The sequence below is a fragment of the Pseudosulfitobacter pseudonitzschiae genome (assembly GCF_002222635.1).
In the GTDB taxonomy this organism is placed as follows: Bacteria; Pseudomonadota; Alphaproteobacteria; order Rhodobacterales; family Rhodobacteraceae; genus Pseudosulfitobacter; species Pseudosulfitobacter pseudonitzschiae_A.
In genome coordinates, this window is sequence record NZ_CP022415.1 from 1,345,632 (window position 1) to 1,359,820 (window position 14,189).

Sequence of the window (14,189 nt, forward strand, 5' to 3'; positions counted from 1 at the left end):
GCCAGCCTTAGGGCTTTTGTGCCCTTTCGGCAGCCTTTTGGGCATCCCAAAGCGCATCCATTTCCGCCAGATCGCTTTGGTCTGGCGATTTGCCCAACTCGGCCAGCCGACGTTCGACCCCCTCGAACCGGCGCGTAAACTTGGCATTTGCCGCCCTTAACGCTTCTTCCGGATCGACACCCAGATGACGGCCCAGATTGGCCATCACGAACAGCAGATCGCCAAATTCTTCGGTAACTTCGTCATGGCTCAGCGTTTCGCGTGCCTCGACCAGTTCTGCCGCCTCTTCGGTGATCTTGTCGATCACCTGATCGGTCGTGGGCCAGTCGAACCCCACGCGCGCTGCCCGTTTTTGCAGCTTGACCGCCCGCATCAGGGCAGGCAGGCCGATTGCCACCCCGTCCAGCGTGCCGCGCTGTGCCTTGCCTGCGCGCTCTGCGGCCTTGATCGCCTCCCAGTCCTGTGTCTGTTGTTCGGCGGATTTGTCGCGGCTTTCGTCACCAAACACATGCGGATGCCGGGCGACCATCTTGTTGCTGATGTTGCGCACCACCGTTTGAAAGGTGAAATGCCCGTCTTCTTCGCCCATTGCGGTATGATAGACTGATTGCAGCAGCAGATCGCCCAATTCGCCCTCAAGTTCGGGCCAGTCGCGCCGCGCAATGGCGTCGGCCACTTCATATGCTTCTTCGATGGTATAGGGCGCGATGCTGTCAAAGGTCTGTTCGATGTCCCACGGACAGCCCGTTTCGGGGTCGCGCAGGCGGCGCATGATTTCCAGCAAACGCTCGATCCCCGCAGATTGGTCGTGGATCAGATCGTTGGTCATTTCAGCCCCCATTGCAGCCCGCAGTACTTCGGTGTCAGATGCACCAAGCCGCAAATTATCCAAGGAGTCCACCCAATGGCCATCGTCAACCGTATCGCAGATTTTGCACCACAAATGGCCGAATGGAGACAATACCTGCACACCATTCCCGAACTGGGGCGCGCCTGTCACAAGACCGCCGCCTTTGTGGTGGACCGGCTGCGCGAGTTTGGCGTGGACGAGATTCACGAAGGTTTTGCCGAAACCGGCATCGTGGCGATCATCAACGGTCAGGGCGCGGGGCCGACCATCGGTCTGCGTGCCGATATGGACGGGCTGCCGATCACCGAGGCGACGGGGCTGCCCTATGCCAGCACCCATGAGGGGCGGATGCACGCCTGTGGCCATGACGGGCACACAACGATGCTGTTGGGTGCGGCAAAATATCTGGCCGAGACGCGCAATTTTGCCGGCCGCGTCGCTTTGATCTTTCAGCCCGACGAAGAAGCGACCGGCGGCGCCGAGGCGATGGTGCAAGAAGGGATCATGGACACTTTTGACATCGGTGAAGTCTACGGCATCCATAATGTGCCCGGCTTTGACAAGGGTACCTTTCACGCGCGCACGGGTCCGCTGCTGGCGGCGGCGGATACGTTTCACATTCATCTGACAGGGCGCGGCGGCCACGGGGCACAGCCGCAGGATTCGGTTGATCCGGTGGTTTGTGCAGCCTCGATCACGCAGGCGCTGCAAACAATTGTCAGCCGTAATATCGACGCAGGCCAGCAATTGGTGATCTCGGTTACGCAAATCCACACCGGCACAATCGACAACGTGATCCCCGAAACGGCCTATCTGAACGGCACAGTGCGCACATTCACGCCCGAGATACGTGATCTGGCCGAACGGCGCATGAAAGAGATCGTCGCAGGGCAGGCGGCCAGCTTTGGTCTTGATGCTACAGTTGATTTCGTGCGCGGCTATCCCCCGATGGTCAATCATGCACGCGGTGTCGAACGCGCCGCCCGTGCCGCGCGCGATGTGTCGGGCGATGCTGCTGTGGATGTGGACAGCCCCGCCAACATGGGCGCCGAGGATTTCGCCTATATGCTCGAAGCACGTCCTGGTGCCTATTTTTTCATGGGGATCGGTGAGGGCGCGGGCCTGCACCACCCTGAATACAACTTTAACGATGCCGCAGCCCCCGTGGGCGCGTCGTTCTTTGCCCGTCTGGTCGAGACTGCGCAACCGGTCAGCGGAGGCACTGCCTGATGAATGCGAAAAACCAACCTGTAAGCGGCAATGATCTGGCCCGTTTTTCAGGCCCGAACACGTTTATGCGGCTGCCCTCGGTCAACGACCTGAAGGGGCTGGACGTCTGCGTGTTGGGAGTGCCGATGGACATCGGCACCTCGTGGCGGTCGGGCACACGGTTCGGGCCAAAACAGGTGCGATCGGAAAGCGCGATGATCCGACCCTATAACATCCAGACGGGTGCTGCGCCTTTTGACAGCCTGCAAGTGGCTGACATCGGTGATCTGGCGATTAACACATTTTCTCTGTCTGAAAGTTTGCGTATTATTGCAGAGAGTTACGACGCGATCCTAAAGTATGACGTGATGCCCGTAGCCATCGGGGGTGATCATTCGATCACCCTGCCGATCCTGCGTGCCATCGCCAAACGTCATGGCCCCGTGGCATTGGTGCATGTGGATGCCCATGCTGATGTGAACGACGAAATGTTCGGAATGCGCGAGACCCACGGCACGGTGTTCCGCCGCGCCTATGAAGAGGAGCTGATCATCCCGCAGAAGGTCTATCAGGTGGGTCTGCGCGGCACTGGGTATGCGGCCACCGACTTTACCGAGGCGCAAGGCTGGGGCTTTCAGCAATGGCAGGCGTCCGAGCTGTGGCACCGCCCGCTGGACACGTTGGGTGCCGAAATCCGCCGCGATATCGGTGATGCACCGGTCTATATCACCTATGACATCGACAGTCTGGATCCGGCCTATGCGCCCGGCACCGGTACGCCAGAAATTGGCGGGCTGACCACGCCGCAGGCGTTGCAACTGATCCGTGGCCTGCGCGGATTGAACATTGTGGGCTGCGATCTGGTCGAGGTCAGCCCGCCCTACGACACTTCAGGCAATACAGCGCTGACAGCGGCGAATATCCTGTTCGAACTACTGTGTATTCTGCCGGGCGTTGCATATCGTTAACGGGGTAGGACGCGTCGCGGGAGCCAAATTTTGAACCGGAAAAGAGGATGGGTGCGTGTGATATTTTGGATTTTGATGCTGGTGGTGATCGCGGCTGTGGCGGCGGTTGCCTATGTGCGGCTGGCACCCTCGGACCCTTCACGGTGGAATCAGCCAGTGACGGCAGCACAGGACAAGGATTTTGACAACGGGGCGGTGCGGGTGCTGCCCGCAACCGACGGGCTGCTGGCGCGGCTGGATGCGGCGGTGCAGGATTTGCCGCGAACGCAGGTGCTGGCGGGATCGGTGGCCGAGGGGCGTATTACCTATGTGACGCGCACAGCCACGGTCGGCTTTCCCGACTATACCACGATCGAACAGGCCGACGGGCAGGTGCGCATGTTGGCACGGGCGCGGTTTGGCAGGTCAGATTTTGGGGTAAATGCCAACAGATTGAAGGGGTTGATCGCCACTGTTCAAAGATGAGTTGAGGCACCCCTGTTGCACCTCGCGCCACATCGGTACGTTCAGCGACATCTGGCATTGGGCCATGAACATGCGCCCGTCCACCTGCAGACAGATGGTCTCGCCCAGTTCGATCCGCGCGCCGGATGTGTCGGTACAATAGCAGTCAATCGTCTTGCCCCCCGGTGCTTTGACATCCCCGAAGACAGGTGTGGCAAGAGCCAGAACAAGAGCAGTCGCGCGTATCATGACATCAGTCTACCACCTGTCTTGGACTTGACCAAAGCCTTTCAATATCAGATGGAACGCCCATGATCCCGTCAGAACGCCTTCAGCAGATCACCGAGAGGTTCGAATACCTCGAAGCCGCGATGTCTGCGGGCGGAGGGGATATTGCGGCCTTGGCCAAGGAATATTCAGATCTGCGCCCTGTGGTCGAACAGATCGCGCTGTACCGCCAGTTGCAAACCGACATGGCCGACGCGCGCGACATGCTGGACGATCCTGAAATGGCCGATCTGGCCCGCGAAGAACTGCCCCGCCTGAAGGCGGCTTTGCCCGCAGCCGAAGCCGCATTGCAACTGGCGTTGCTGCCACGCGATGCAGCCGATGCCAAACCTGCGATGCTGGAAATCCGACCGGGCACAGGCGGCGACGAGGCGGCCCTTTTTGCCGGCGATCTGTTGCGCATGTATATGCGCTATGCCGAGGCGCGCGGCTGGGGTTTTGACATCATCGAAGAGCAGGCGACCGAACTGGGCGGGATCAAGGAAGTTGTCGCCCACATCAAGGGTGACAATGTCTTTGCGCGGATGAAATACGAAAGCGGCGTACACCGTGTGCAGCGGGTGCCGACGACAGAAAGCGGTGGGCGTATTCACACCTCGGCGGCGACTGTCGCGGTGCTGCCCGAAGCGGAAGAGGTCGACATTCACATCGACGCGAACGACATCCGCATCGATACCATGCGATCGTCGGGGGCAGGTGGGCAGCACGTTAACACCACCGATTCCGCCGTACGGATTACGCATATTCCCACAGGTATCGTGGTGACCAGCTCCGAGAAATCGCAACACCGCAACCGTGACAAGGCAATGCAGGTACTGCGCGCGCGGCTGTATGACATGGAGCGCAACCGCATCGACAGCGCACGCAGCGCCGATCGTGCCGCCCAAGTGGGTGGCGGCGACCGGTCGGAACGCATCCGCACCTATAACTTTCCCCAGGGGCGCATGACCGATCACCGGATCAACATGACGCTGTACAAGCTGGACGCGGTGATGCAGGGCGACCTTGACGAGGTGATCGACGCGCTGACCGCCGACAATCAGGCACGGATGCTTGCCGAGATGGGACAATGACCGCAGCGCAAGCTATGGCCGCAGCAACGGCACGGCTGCGCGCGGCTGGCGTCCCTGACCCTGCGCGCGATGCGCGGTTGCTGCTGGCCCATGCGGCACAGGTGGACGCCGCCCGCGTTACCCTGATCGCACCCGAAGACATCGCCCCCGAAATTGCCGAACGCTACGAAGCGCTGATCAGCCTGCGTGCGGTGCGTGTGCCGGTCAGCCATCTGATTGGTGAACGTGCCTTTTATGGTCGCCGGTTCAAGGTCAGCAGCGATGTTCTGGACCCACGCCCCGAAACCGAAACCCTGATCGAAGTTGCCTTGGCGGAACCATTTGCCAGTGTGCTGGACATCGGCACCGGTTCGGGGTGCATTCTTGTGACCCTGCTGGCCGAACGTATGACCGCCGTGGGCATCGGCACCGATCTGAGCGAGGCAGCCTGTCTTCAGGCCAGCGCCAATGCGGTGCTGCACAACGTCGAGACGCGGTCGGATGTGATCCAATCGGACTGGTTCGGGGCGGTGCGGGGGACATTTGACCTGATCGTGTCAAACCCACCCTATCTGGCCGCCGATGAAATGGACGACGTCGCCCCCGAACTGCGCGACCACGAACCGCGGATGGCGCTGACGGACGAGGCGGACGGGCTGACCGCCTACCGCGTGCTGGCGGCGATGGGGCCCGCGCATCTGGCGGCGGGCGGGCGGCTGATCTGTGAAATTGGTTGGACGCAGGCGGCGGATGTGGTCGCGATCTTCAGCAAGGCAGGATGGCAACAGGTGATATGTCTGCCCGACATGGGCGGCCGTGATCGGGTAATTTGCGCCAGACGACCCCAAACAACGGCATAAACCCGCACAAACCGTGGAAAAGTGACGCAGCAGGGCAATTAATGCTTGTCCCACACGGCCACCCATGTTTATTCAAAGATGTTGCAGCGGTGGATACCTTTTGGTGGTCCCGCTCGGCGTCAAGCCCAACACATCGCATTCTTCGGACGTTGATGGCGCATGTCGCGCAATCCGAGAATCGCAGCGATAGGCATAACAAGGCTAAGCTATTTCATGAAATCTTCGAGATCCCGGTCCCGGTCAAAAAACACGCGCAACCGCAGCCCGAACTCTGGCGGAGGTGGCGGCAACGTCGTCAACCGTGTGTTCGACAGCTCTGGCCCCGAGGGCAAAGTGCGCGGTACTCCGCAGCAGATTATCGACAAATACAACCAGCTTGCGCGTGATGCGCAACTGTCCGGTGATCGCGTGGCCACAGAGAATTTTCAACAGCACGCAGAACACTACCTGCGCCTGCTGGGTGAGGCCCAACGCGAGATTGACGCCAAGCGCGAAGAGCAAGAGCGGCAGAACCGTGACCGTCAAGCCGAGCGTGACCGTCAGGCGGAACGTGACCGCGAACGCAATGAACGTCAGGAACGCGAGTCGAACGGGTCGCAGAACGGCAACCATTCCGGCGGAAATGGGGACAATCCACAGCAACCGGAACCTCAATCCCAGCCGCAATCGCAACCCGATGTAATCGAGAGCGAAAGCGATAGCGGTCTGGTCGAGACACCGGAAAGCGCACCAAAACCCAAAACGACGCGGTCGCGGCGCAAACCCAAGCCACCGGTTGATAAAACGCAAGACTCCGACGCCTCTGCCTCCGGTAATGGCGGCCAAAGCGAGAGTGGAAGTGCACCGGAAGCTGCTGAATAGCAGCCGTTCGACTGTGTGAATGATCAAAGGCCTCGCACTCAGCGAGGCCTTTTTCGTTTCGCAAGACACACGAGCCGCCTGCAGATTGAAAACAGGGCTTAGAATTCGTTCCAGCCGCTGTTGTCGACAGGTGTTGCCTCGGTCACAAAGGGCGCTCCGGCGACGTTTGCTTTTTTGACAGGTTCGGCACGGATGCCTGGAGCGCGGTTGGCGAAGGGATCGGGGGCCGGTTTGGACAGATGGTGCACATTTGAAAGGGCCACATTGCGGTCATAGCGAAAGAAGCTGACCAATTCGCGCAGGTTGACCGCGCGTTCTGCCAGCTGGGTGGCAGCGGCGGCACTTTCTTCGGCCAGTGCTGCGGTGTGCTGGGTCGCCTGATCAATCTCCGAGACAGCATGGGTGACTTCCGTGGTGCCCGAGGCCTGCTCTTCGCAGGCGTTCAGGATGCCGCGGATGCTGGTGACAACGGCGTTCACGCCGGATACGATATTGGTCAGGGCGGTGCCGCTGCTGCTGACCAGCTCAGACCCTTCGGCGACTTCTTTGTTGCTGCGTTTGATCAGGGCGGTGATTTCGCGCGCTGATTCAGACGACCGGTGCGCCAACGCCCTGACCTCCGAGGCGACAACGGCAAAGCCACGCCCCGCGTCACCCGCCCGTGCGGCCTCGACGCCAGCGTTCAGGGCCAGCAGGTTGGTCTGGAAAGAAATACCTTCCAGCACTTCGACGATCTTGCTGATATGGAGTGTGCTTTCTTCGATATGTGACATCGCATCGACCGCTCTGGTCACGACGTTACGGCCATCTTCGGCGTATTTCGAAGCAGAGTCAGCGTCTTTGGTTGCGGCTTTGGCGTTTTCAGCAGTGCGTTGGACGGCGGTGGTGATCTCTTCCATTGCAGCAAAGGTTTCTTCGACATTTGCGGCCTGACGCTCGCCTCGGGTTGCCAGATCGGACGAAATGCTGGCGATCGCGTTGGTCTCGTCCGCGATGGACTGCGCTGATTCCAATATGCCGCGCACCAGATCTTCGAGACGCTCCAAGGTTTGATTAAACGCCGTTTTGATCGGTTCGAACTCGTCCACCAGAGTGTTAGGCAACCGGGCTGTTAGGTCGCCATCGGCCAGTGCCGCCAGTCCGCTGATCAACGCGTCCATCGCCTGCCGCGAATGGGTGGTTTCCGTGGCATATTTGACCACTTTATAGGGCCGTCCGCTGGGATCGAAGATCGGATTATAGCTGGCTTGTATCCAGACCTCTTGCCCATCCTTGGTGATACGTTTGAATTCAGCGGACTGGAAATGTCCTTGGCCCAGCTCGCTCCAAAATGACTTGTACGCGGTGCTGTTTGCTTCAGATGGATCGACAAAGATGCGGTGATGTTTGCCGATGATTTCGTTCAGCGTATAACCCAAAGTCGTCAGGAAATTGCCGTTGGCTGTCAGAATCGTACCATCCAGATCGAATTCGATCACCGCCTGCGACTTTGAAATTGCTGCAAGTTGACCGGCAGAATCGGCTGCCTCAAGCTTCATCCTGGTGATGTCCGAGGCGTATTTGACGACCTTTTCGGGTGTCCCGTCAGGGCTCAGAATCGGATTATAGGTGGCTTGAAGCCAGAGTTCCCTGCCACCCTTGCCGATACGCAAAAACTCGCCCGCGTGAAACTTGCCCTTGCCAAGTTTTTCCCAAAACGCCTGATAATCCGCGCTGGTGGCAAATGATTTTTCAACGAACATCCGGTGGTGCTGGCCGATGATTTCGTTCAGCGTATAACCCAAAGTCGTCAGAAAATTGTCGTTGGCCGTGATAACGGTGCCATCCAGCGCAAATTCGATTACAGCTTGAGAAGCGGAAATGGCGGCGATTTTCCCCTCGGATTCCGCCGATTTACGCCGCGCTTGGGTGATATCAATGGCAAACTTGACGATTTTTACCGGGTTTCCCGTCTCGTCAAGCACAGGTATATACGACGCTTCGAGCCAAACGGTTGTGCCATCCTTTGCCACGCGCTGGAACCGCCCGCTGCGCACGGTACCGTCTTGCAACTTGTCCCAGAACGTCCGGTAGTCGGGGTTGCTGGCATAGTCAGAAGACACCAAAACCCTGTGGTGCAGGCCCTTTATCTCGTCCAATTGATAACCTAGCGTCGACAGGAAGTTCTGGTTTGCATCAAGAATGGTCCCATCCATGTCGAACCAGACGACCGATTGAACCATGTTCAAGGCGTTCAAAACAGTCATCGCATCACGATGTGACGTTTCATCAGTCTTGTTACGTTTACCAAAGATCATACACAGCCCATTGCGTTGGAACCGGTGCGCACGGGGGCCGTGCGCGCGGCGTCAAGGTTTCAAGGGACAGGTATTCACGGAAATCTCTAATAAACCGCTAAACTCGTACGTTTTCGGTCAAGCGCCTGAATTTCCTATGGCGCGGCCACGGCACGGGCCAGTGCGCAAAACCCTTCCAGCGAGACCTGCTCGGCGCGCTCGGTTGGTTTGATGCCTGCGGTGGCAAGGCGGTCTTCGATGTCGGGGGCAACCCCCTTGAGGGCTGCGCGCAGCATTTTGCGGCGTTGGTTGAAGGCGGCGGCCACCACGCGGTTCAGCACGGCGGCATCCGCCGGAAAACGCGGCTGGGCCAGTGCGGTCAGATGCACCACGGCAGAAGACACCTTGGGCGGCGGTGTGAAAGCTTCGGGCGGCAGGTTCAGCACGATTTGCGCGTCGGCCCGCCATTGCGCCAGCAACGCCAGCCTCCCGTACGCCTTGGACCCCGGTTCGGCCACGATCCGCTGGGCGACCTCGCGTTGGAACATCAGCGTCAGCGATTGCCAGTAGGGCGGCCAGTCCTTGGGCGTCAGCCAGCGCACCAGCAGTTCGGTGCCGACATTATAGGGCAGATTGGCGGCCACGCGAATGGGCGGGGTCAGATATTGCAGCGGGTCGATCTCCAGCGCGTCGCCTTCGATCACCTGCAAGCGGCCCGGATATGCTTCTGCAATTTCGGCCAGCGCGGGCATGCAGCGGGCGTCTTTCTCGATGGCCAGCACACGGCGCGCCCCTTCGGAAAGCAGACCGCGCGTCAGCCCGCCCGGACCCGGGCCGATTTCCAGCACATCACAACCTGTCAGATCGCCTGCCTGTCGCGCGATCTTGGCGGTCAGGTTCAGGTCGAGCAGAAAATTCTGGCCCAGCGATTTGCGCGCGCGCAGGTCATGGGTGTTGATCACGTCGCGCAGGGGCGGAAGGCTGTCGATGGCGCTCATGTGCGATAGGTTCCCTGTGCCATCCTGTGTGCCATGCGCAAGGCTTCGATCATGGACGACGGATTGGCAACGCCGGTGCCCGCGATGTCAAAGGCGGTGCCGTGGTCGGGCGAGGTGCGGATAAAGGGCAGGCCAAGCGTGACATTCACGCCGCGGTCGAAATCCAGCGTCTTGATCGGAATCAACGCCTGATCGTGATACATGCATATAGCCACATCATAACCCGCGCGGGCTGTGGCGTGAAACATGGTATCAGCGGGCAGCGGGCCGCGCAGGTCAAAACCTTCGGTGGTCATGTCGTCGACCAATTGCGCGATCCAGTCGGTTTCTTCATGGCCCATCGCGCCGCCTTCGCCAGCGTGCGGGTTCAGCCCTGCAACGGCAATGCGGGGCCGGGCGATGCCGAACTGGGCACGCAGACCTTCGGCGGTGATGCGGATGGTTTCGCTTAGCAACGCGGGTGTCAGGGTCTGGGGCACATCTTTCAGTGCGATGTGAATGGTGGTGGGCACCACGCGCAACTGTTCTGATGCCAGCATCATCACGGCGCGCCCCGCACCGGCCAGTGCTTGCAGGTATTCGGTATGTCCGGGATAGGCAAAACCCGCGCCGTCCTTCAGCGCCTTTTTGTGGATCGGTGCTGTGCACAGTGCCGAGGCCTGACCCGATCGCACCAGATCAACACCGCGCGCAATCACGTCAATCACTCCTTGGGCGTTGGCGGGATTGGCGATGCCTGCGGTATTCGGAGCTGAAAAGCGGTGGGGCAGAACGGGCAGGCCGCGTGGCATGGCGGCTGCGGCCTGCGCAGGGTCTTCGATGGTTACAACCGGCACATCGGCGGGCAGGTGGGTCGGGTCACCGATCCAGAACAGCGGCACGTCACCGCGCAATGCAGCCCATGCCTTGGCCGCTATCTCGGGACCGATCCCCGCAGGCTCACCGCAGCTGATCGCAACCGGCAACGCGGCTGCAAGGGTCATTCGCGGGTGATGCGGGCGTCGGCGCGCAGTTCTTGCAGCAGGCTGTCGGAATAGCTGGTCAGGATTTGCTGGCGCAGTTGCAACGCAACCTCTTCACGGTCTGCATTTTCGTTCAGCGCGGCGGTGCGACCGCAAAGCATCAGGAACACCAGTGTGTTGCCATCCGAGCGGGTCAGCGTTGTGGACACTTCGCCGGGGTCAAGCTTGGCGAGTTCGAAGCCGATGTCTTGCGGGATTTCAGACGGCGCAAGGCTGCCACGGTCCAGAACCTCTTCGGGTTGACCCTGGGCCACGCCGTAAAGATCGTCGCAAACGTCCACTTGTGATTTCAGTTTGGCAGCCCGTGCGAGTGTTTCGGGGCTGCGGCCACCGGCCATGTAATAGGCTGCATATTCAATTACCGCATAATCGGGGCTGGGCGCATCGGTTTCCTGAATGTCGCGCAACTGGAACAGGGCCACAGCGTTGGGGATCGGCAGCGGGTCGGTCACTTCGCCCGGCGTCAGGCCCAAAAGCACGCCGCGCAGGCTGGGTGGCAGGGTGTTCAGGTCTACCCAGTCCAGCCGTCCACCGTTGCCCCGCGAGGGCGTCGCGGAATACTGGCGGGCATAACTGGAAAATTCTGCCTCGGATGTGCTGGCCGCAGCCTGTTCGGCGCGGGCCATTGCGGCGGCCTGTTCGTTGGGCGGGGCGGGAATGATGATTTCCGAGATCAGCACACGAATACCACCGGCAGTCCCCGCAGCGGCTAGAGCACGGTCGATGTCGGCCTCGGAGATTTGCACGCGGTTTGCATAGCGGGCGCGGATCAATTCGCGCCATACCAGATTGACGCGGACGAAATCGCGGAACGTCTCGCCCGCGACACCTGCACCTTCCAGCGCCTTGACGAACTCCTCAGTGCTCAGATTGGCGCGGCCTGCAAATTCGGCCAGACCTTCATCCAGCCCTTCGGGTGTCAGTTCAAGCCCCACATCGGTTGCTTCTGTCAGACGCAAACGATCGTCAATCAGCGCTTCAATTGCGCTGTTGCGGGTCGCACCAGTGGAATTAAGCACCTGAAGGAACCGAATGCGTTGCTGCACTTCGAATTCGGTGATCACGCTGTCGTCCACCTTGGCCACCGGTGCAAAGAGGTTTTGCGCCGCAACAGGCAGTGCAGTCGCCACAGTCATAGCCAAGGCCAGTCCAAAGTGTTTCATCGTTTTCCCGCTCATTTCGCCCGCTTTCCGCATGATCTAACGTATTTTTCCGTCCCTTGCGACACCGAGAAGCCCCGCAAGGACACTGTAAAGCCCAGATTGGTCGAGGGCTCAACACTAATCGAGGAACTGTACCGGCGGGTAACCGAGAATTTTGCCGACACACATTCGTTGTTATAAGTCAGGCCCGCGCCCGCATAGGCGGCACGGTCATCCACCAGATCATAGCGCCAATTGGCACTGGCCGTCCAATTGCGGTTCAGATCATAAGTGCTGGCCAATGTCAGTTCCGAAACCGCGAATGCGCGGTCTTCGGCCGCGTCCTCGCCCAGCCAGACATAGCTGCCGCCAATCGTGGTGCGCTTGCCGATCCAGTCGCCGCGCAGCTCAGCCTTGGCCACATCAAAGCTTTCGTTGAACACGGTGCGACCAGTCAACGCCAGCCCGTTGCGGGTTTTCCATTGGCCGGCCAGCAGGAAATCGGATGTGGTGCCCGACAGGCCCGAGGTTTCGGAATAATCCAGCGCGCTTTGGCGGCGCACCACCTGTCCGAACGTCAGACGGGCCTCCCATCCGGCAGGATCAAAGCGCGACCAGTTCACACCATATGCCGCAGCCTGACCGCGTTCGCGGCGGTCGGAACGTGGAAAACGTGACAGCGACAACAGGTTGCCCTCGTCAAATTCGACCCGCGTGCTTTCTTCGTTGGGCACATCCAGATCGCTGCCCCCGACAAAGCCCACTTGAAGGATCGGTTCGAGCATCTGCGTCGAGCCGTCGCCACTGTGGCGCACCAGCGGATAGCGCAGGGTCAGTTGGCCCTGCGGTGTCACACTCGCGTCGTTGTCGGGGAAGGTGGCATCCTGACTGACGCTGAAGGCATCAACCTCGACGCCCAAGCTGGCCTCGGCGCGCACGCCGCCCGTCAGGGTCCAGCTGCGCAGCCATTCGACCCCAAGATTGACCCGCTGCACGTCGCGCCCGTCCACGATACCGTCCAGATTGACATCGGTGTCGACGTCAGATTCGCGATAATGGGCATGGGCACTGCCGCTGAACCGCAACTCGCCGCCCACAGCGCGGGGAAAGAACCGCTTTTCAAAACGCGCGTCCAGCACGTTGGTCGGCAGAGTGTCGTTGTCTTCGGAAACGCGCAAACTGCGGAAGTTGGTGTAGCGCAAGCTGACATACGCGTCGCGCTTGACGCGGGCAACCTCGATCGCACTGGCCAGGCGGTCTTTGCCGGAATAGTTGTAATCCGTCAGATATGCGGTGTCGGTTGTCGTCTCGATGTTGAAGGTCAGGACAAAATCGCGCTTCAGATCAAACCGGCCCGAGCCGAACAGATAACCGCGCGTGTCGCCCGGTTGCAGGTCGTCATCGGACAAGGCCCCCTCGAACGTGATGCGGCCATTGCGGAACGCCTGACGATAGCGGAACTCCATCGTGGTGGTGTGGCTGGTCAGATAGGGCGTCAGCGTCAGATCGCGGTGATCGCCCAGCTTGATGAAATAGGGGACTTTCACGCCCGTGCCCAGTTGCGAGTCGCTGGACAGTGACGGGATCAGAAACCCCGTAGCGCGTTTCAGCGTCGGATCGGGCAGACGCAGGCGCGGCATATAGAACACCGGCACATTGCCGATGCGAAACTGCGCGTCATCGAAATACAGTTGGCGCGCTTGTTTGTCGTGGACCACGCGGCGGGCGCGGATCTGCCACAGGGGCGGGCGTCCGTCATCGCAGACCTGGCACGACGTCACGGCAGTCTTGTACAGTTGTGTATAGCGGCCCCCAACGCGGTTCATCTCGACAGCGGCCAGTTGCAACTGCTGGTTCAGCACCATGCGCGCGCCTGTCAGCAGCCCGTTCTGCAAATCGCGGCTCAGTTCGGCCTGATCGGCAACAATGACCACGTCCTCGCCGTCTTCGATGGTGATCGGACCGGTGATGACCAGCGCACCGGTCTTTTCGTCATAAGTGATGGCAGAGGCGCGCAGGCGGGTGGTGCCCTGATAAGCCTCGACGTTGCCGCGTGCGGTCAGAACGCGATCGCGGGTCACGGTGACATCATCGGCCACCAGCATCGCGGGGCTTGCGCTTTGCGCGGTGCCTTGCTGTGGGTCACTGCCGCTTTGTGCTGACAGCGGCGTTGCCAGCAGCGTCGCTGCCAAAAGGATATGGATCAGTCTGCGCGCCAC

At 60.3% G+C, this 14,189-nt stretch carries 13 protein-coding genes; 6 read left to right on the plus strand and 7 right to left on the minus strand.

Annotation, left to right across the window (positions count from 1 at the left end; all coding sequences use genetic code 11):
- Positions 1 to 7 precede the first annotated feature (7 nt).
- Positions 8 to 829, minus strand: coding sequence for a nucleoside triphosphate pyrophosphohydrolase (gene mazG, locus SULPSESMR1_RS06480; RefSeq protein ID WP_089422187.1), 822 nt, complete (start codon positions 827 to 829; stop codon positions 8 to 10).
- Positions 830 to 904: 75 nt separating this feature from the next.
- On the opposite strand from mazG, the gene SULPSESMR1_RS06485 reads away from it, so the two are divergent.
- The 3 genes from SULPSESMR1_RS06485 to SULPSESMR1_RS06495 are packed head-to-tail and all read left to right on the plus strand — an operon-like array spanning position 905 to position 3,492.
- Positions 905 to 2,080: a M20 aminoacylase family protein gene (locus SULPSESMR1_RS06485; RefSeq protein ID WP_089420083.1), complete on the plus strand. Its 1,176-nt coding sequence runs from the start codon at positions 905 to 907 to the stop codon at positions 2,078 to 2,080.
- Positions 2,080 to 3,027 (plus strand): agmatinase, encoded by a 948-nt coding sequence (speB, locus tag SULPSESMR1_RS06490; RefSeq protein WP_089420084.1) that lies wholly within the window; start codon positions 2,080 to 2,082, stop codon positions 3,025 to 3,027. Before SULPSESMR1_RS06485 ends, speB begins: the two co-directional genes overlap by 1 nt.
- A gap of 57 nt (positions 3,028 to 3,084) precedes the next feature.
- Entirely contained in the window at positions 3,085 to 3,492 is a 408-nt protein-coding gene (locus SULPSESMR1_RS06495; protein ID WP_345889494.1) for a DUF1499 domain-containing protein, read from the plus strand.
- On the opposite strand, the gene SULPSESMR1_RS25215 is transcribed toward SULPSESMR1_RS06495, so the two are convergent.
- Positions 3,433 to 3,720 (minus strand): hypothetical protein, encoded by a 288-nt coding sequence (locus tag SULPSESMR1_RS25215; RefSeq protein WP_089420085.1) that lies wholly within the window; start codon positions 3,718 to 3,720, stop codon positions 3,433 to 3,435. The two genes, SULPSESMR1_RS06495 and SULPSESMR1_RS25215, sit on opposite strands and share 60 nt — an antisense overlap.
- 62 nt (positions 3,721 to 3,782) lie before the next feature.
- On the opposite strand from SULPSESMR1_RS25215, the gene prfA reads away from it, so the two are divergent.
- The 3 genes from prfA to SULPSESMR1_RS06515 all read left to right on the plus strand — a co-directional run bounded on the left by prfA (position 3,783) and on the right by SULPSESMR1_RS06515 (position 6,532).
- On the plus strand, positions 3,783 to 4,832 hold the full coding sequence (prfA, locus tag SULPSESMR1_RS06505; RefSeq protein ID WP_089420086.1) for a peptide chain release factor 1: 1,050 nt from the start codon (positions 3,783 to 3,785) through the stop codon (positions 4,830 to 4,832).
- Positions 4,829 to 5,671, plus strand: coding sequence for a peptide chain release factor N(5)-glutamine methyltransferase (gene prmC / locus SULPSESMR1_RS06510; RefSeq protein WP_240311229.1), 843 nt, complete (start codon positions 4,829 to 4,831; stop codon positions 5,669 to 5,671). The genes prfA and prmC overlap by 4 nt, the downstream gene beginning before the upstream one ends.
- Before the next feature lie 213 nt (positions 5,672 to 5,884).
- Positions 5,885 to 6,532: a DUF4167 domain-containing protein gene (locus SULPSESMR1_RS06515; protein WP_089420087.1), complete on the plus strand. Its 648-nt coding sequence runs from the start codon at positions 5,885 to 5,887 to the stop codon at positions 6,530 to 6,532.
- Between the two features lie 98 nt (positions 6,533 to 6,630).
- Here the strand turns inward: SULPSESMR1_RS06515 and SULPSESMR1_RS06520 are convergent, their stop codons facing one another.
- From SULPSESMR1_RS06520 to SULPSESMR1_RS06540, 5 genes are all read right to left on the minus strand, one after another.
- On the minus strand, positions 6,631 to 8,829 hold the full coding sequence (locus SULPSESMR1_RS06520) for a methyl-accepting chemotaxis protein (protein ID WP_089420088.1): 2,199 nt from the start codon (positions 8,827 to 8,829) through the stop codon (positions 6,631 to 6,633).
- 134 nt (positions 8,830 to 8,963) lie between these two features.
- A complete protein-coding gene (rsmA, locus tag SULPSESMR1_RS06525) occupies positions 8,964 to 9,806 on the minus strand; it encodes a 16S rRNA (adenine(1518)-N(6)/adenine(1519)-N(6))-dimethyltransferase RsmA (RefSeq protein WP_089420089.1) in 843 nt (280 codons plus the stop codon).
- Entirely contained in the window at positions 9,803 to 10,789 is a 987-nt protein-coding gene (gene pdxA, locus SULPSESMR1_RS06530) for a 4-hydroxythreonine-4-phosphate dehydrogenase PdxA (RefSeq protein ID WP_089420090.1), read from the minus strand. The genes rsmA and pdxA overlap by 4 nt, the downstream gene beginning before the upstream one ends.
- Complete coding sequence (locus SULPSESMR1_RS06535; RefSeq protein ID WP_240311230.1) at positions 10,786 to 12,006, minus strand: peptidylprolyl isomerase; 1,221 nt, start codon at positions 12,004 to 12,006, stop codon at positions 10,786 to 10,788. Before SULPSESMR1_RS06535 ends, pdxA begins: the two co-directional genes overlap by 4 nt.
- Positions 12,003 to 14,189: an LPS-assembly protein LptD gene (locus SULPSESMR1_RS06540; protein ID WP_240311231.1), complete on the minus strand. Its 2,187-nt coding sequence runs from the start codon at positions 14,187 to 14,189 to the stop codon at positions 12,003 to 12,005. Before SULPSESMR1_RS06540 ends, SULPSESMR1_RS06535 begins: the two co-directional genes overlap by 4 nt.